This window comes from Streptomyces sp. MK37H, from assembly GCF_018035285.1.
GTDB lineage: Bacteria > Actinomycetota > Actinomycetes > Streptomycetales > Streptomycetaceae > Streptomyces > Streptomyces endocoffeicus.
Window position 1 is genome coordinate 1 of the sequence record NZ_JAAAYH010000763.1, and the last position, 2,065, is coordinate 2,065.

Below are 2,065 nucleotides of genomic sequence, written 5' to 3' on the forward strand. Positions count from 1 at the left end.
CGATGGACGCCGCGTTCACCGAGGAACAGGACGAGATCCGCCGTACGCTGCGCACTCTGCTGCGGGAGCGGTGCGGGCCGGAGGAGGTCAAGGCGGCGGTCCAGACCGCGCCCGGCTATGACGAGGCCCTGTGGCGGCAACTCGCCCGGACGCTCGGGCTGCCGGGCCTCGCCCTTTCGGCGGCGTACGGGGGCGTCGGCTGCGGCGTCACCGAGCTGGCGCTGGCCTGTGAGGAGACCGGGCGGGCGCTGCTCCCCTCGCCGCTCGTGGCCACCGCCGTGTTCGCCGCGCCCCTGGTCGCCGCGCTCGGGACGGAGGCGCAGCGCGCCGAGCTGCTGCCGCGTATCGCGGAGGGGGCCCTTACGGCGGCACTCGCGGTGCCGGGGCGCGCGCTGCCCGAAGCGCTCGGGCTCGTAGGAGCGCGAGGAGGTGCGTGGGCCGGTGGGGGGCGCGCGGGGGGTGTCCAGGCGCGCCCGGACCGGGAGTGCGGCACGGGGTGGCGGCTGTACGGGCAGGTGGAGCAGGTGCCGGGCGGGCACAGCGCCGAACTGCTGCTGGTCGCCGCCCGAGCCGGGGGCTATACGCGCGGGCGGACGCTGCTGTTCCTCGTCCGGGCGGGGGCTGACGGGCTGGTCCGCGCGCGGCTGACCGCGCTCGACGCGACGCGCCCGCAGGCCCGGATCGAGCTGCGGAACGTCTCGGCCGAGCTGCTGGGGGTGGACGACGGCGAGAGCGGGAGCGGGGAGGCGGTGGCCGAGGCACTGGCGGCCGTGGGTACGGCGGCCGCGGCCGTGCTCGCCGCCGAGGCCGTGGGGGCGGCGGACGCGGCCCTCACGCGGACGGTCGAGTATGTGCGGGCACGTGAGCAGTTCGGCCGTCCCATCGGCTCCTTCCAGGCGGTCAAGCACCGGCTGGCGGATGTGTACGTCGCGGTGCAGGCGGCCCGTTCGGCGGCGTACTACGCGGCATGGGCCGCGGCCGAGGGCGGTGCGGGCGGTACGGAAGCCGCGGTCGCGGGCGGGCTGGCGCTCGCGCAGGCGCTGGAGGCGCAGCGCACGGCGGCGGCCGAGGCGGTGCAGCTGCACGGCGGTATCGGCTTCACCTGGGAGCATGACGCGCATCTCTACTTCAAGCGGGCCGCCTCGGATGAGCTGCTCTTCGGCCCCGTCCACCGGCTGCGCGCCCGGGCCGCGGAACGGGAGGGACTCTTCGGCGCGGCCGATCGCGCTCCTTACGGCGGCCATGAAGGGCGCGGCGGAAGCGGCGGAAGGGGCGGTCACGACGGGGACGGCACGCACGATGGGACTGACGGGCGAGACGGGCCGGACGGGCGAGACGGCCTGCGTAAGGCGGTGACGGTCTGATGGCCGGTTACGGCGTGAGGCTGGTCCGTAAGGTGTCCTCGACCCGCGCCTTCGCCAAGGTCGCGCCCCATGTCATCCCCGCCTTCGACCGCACGGTTCACCGGCTGACCCGCGGCAAGGTGCTGCCGAGCGCGCGGATGCTGCCGGGCGTGATCCTTACGGCGCGCGGCGCGAGGTCGGGGCTTCCCCGCCGTACCCCGCTGGCCTGTATGCCGGAGGACGGCGGCACCTGGATCCTGATCGGCAGCAACTTCGGCCGTCCGGGCCATCCGGTCTGGACGGCGAACCTCCTGAAGCACCCGGAAGCGGAGATCAGCTGGCGGGGCCGGGACATCGCCGTCCGGGCACGCCTCCTGGAGGGCGCCGAACGCGAGGCCGCCTGGGCCGCGGTCCTCGCCTTCTGGCCGCCCTACGCGACCTACCAGTCCCGGGTGGACCGCGAGATCCGCCTCTTCCGCCTCCATCGCGTCGAAGAGGGCTGAGCCGGTCCGTCGGGGCGGTGGGGGAGGGCTGAGCCGGTCCGTCCGGTTCGGGGGTGCTCAGCGCCCCTTCCATCGGGGGTGCTGGGCACCCCCGGCCAGGGGCGCCCAGCGCCTCGGCGGGGTCCCCGTTCCCTCTCCCACGGGCGAGCCCATGGCCAAACCAAACCAGTGACCGCAAATGGCAGCGGCGGATCACTGGGGAGTGATCCGCCGCGGCGT

2 protein-coding genes are annotated in these 2,065 nt (G+C 75.4%); both read left to right on the forward strand.

Features of this window, described 5'->3' with window-relative positions:
* Nucleotides 1–2 precede the first annotated feature (2 nt).
* A complete protein-coding gene (locus GWI24_RS43645) occupies nucleotides 3–1,364 on the forward strand; it encodes an acyl-CoA dehydrogenase family protein (RefSeq protein WP_210951553.1) in 1,362 nt (453 codons plus the stop codon).
* Nucleotides 1,364–1,846 carry a nitroreductase family deazaflavin-dependent oxidoreductase gene (locus GWI24_RS43650; RefSeq protein ID WP_210951554.1) on the forward strand — a complete coding sequence of 161 codons (483 nt, stop codon included), beginning with the start codon at nucleotides 1,364–1,366 and terminating at the stop codon, nucleotides 1,844–1,846. Before GWI24_RS43645 ends, GWI24_RS43650 begins: the two co-directional genes overlap by 1 nt.
* Nucleotides 1,847–2,065: the final 219 nt, after the last annotated feature.

Coding starts and splice junctions, on each gene's coding strand:
- GWI24_RS43645 (WP_210951553.1), top strand. CDS start 3: ATGGACGCCGCGTTCACCGAGGAACAGGACGAGATCCGCCGTACGCTG.
- GWI24_RS43650 (WP_210951554.1), top strand. CDS start 1,364: ATGGCCGGTTACGGCGTGAGGCTGGTCCGTAAGGTGTCCTCGACCCGC.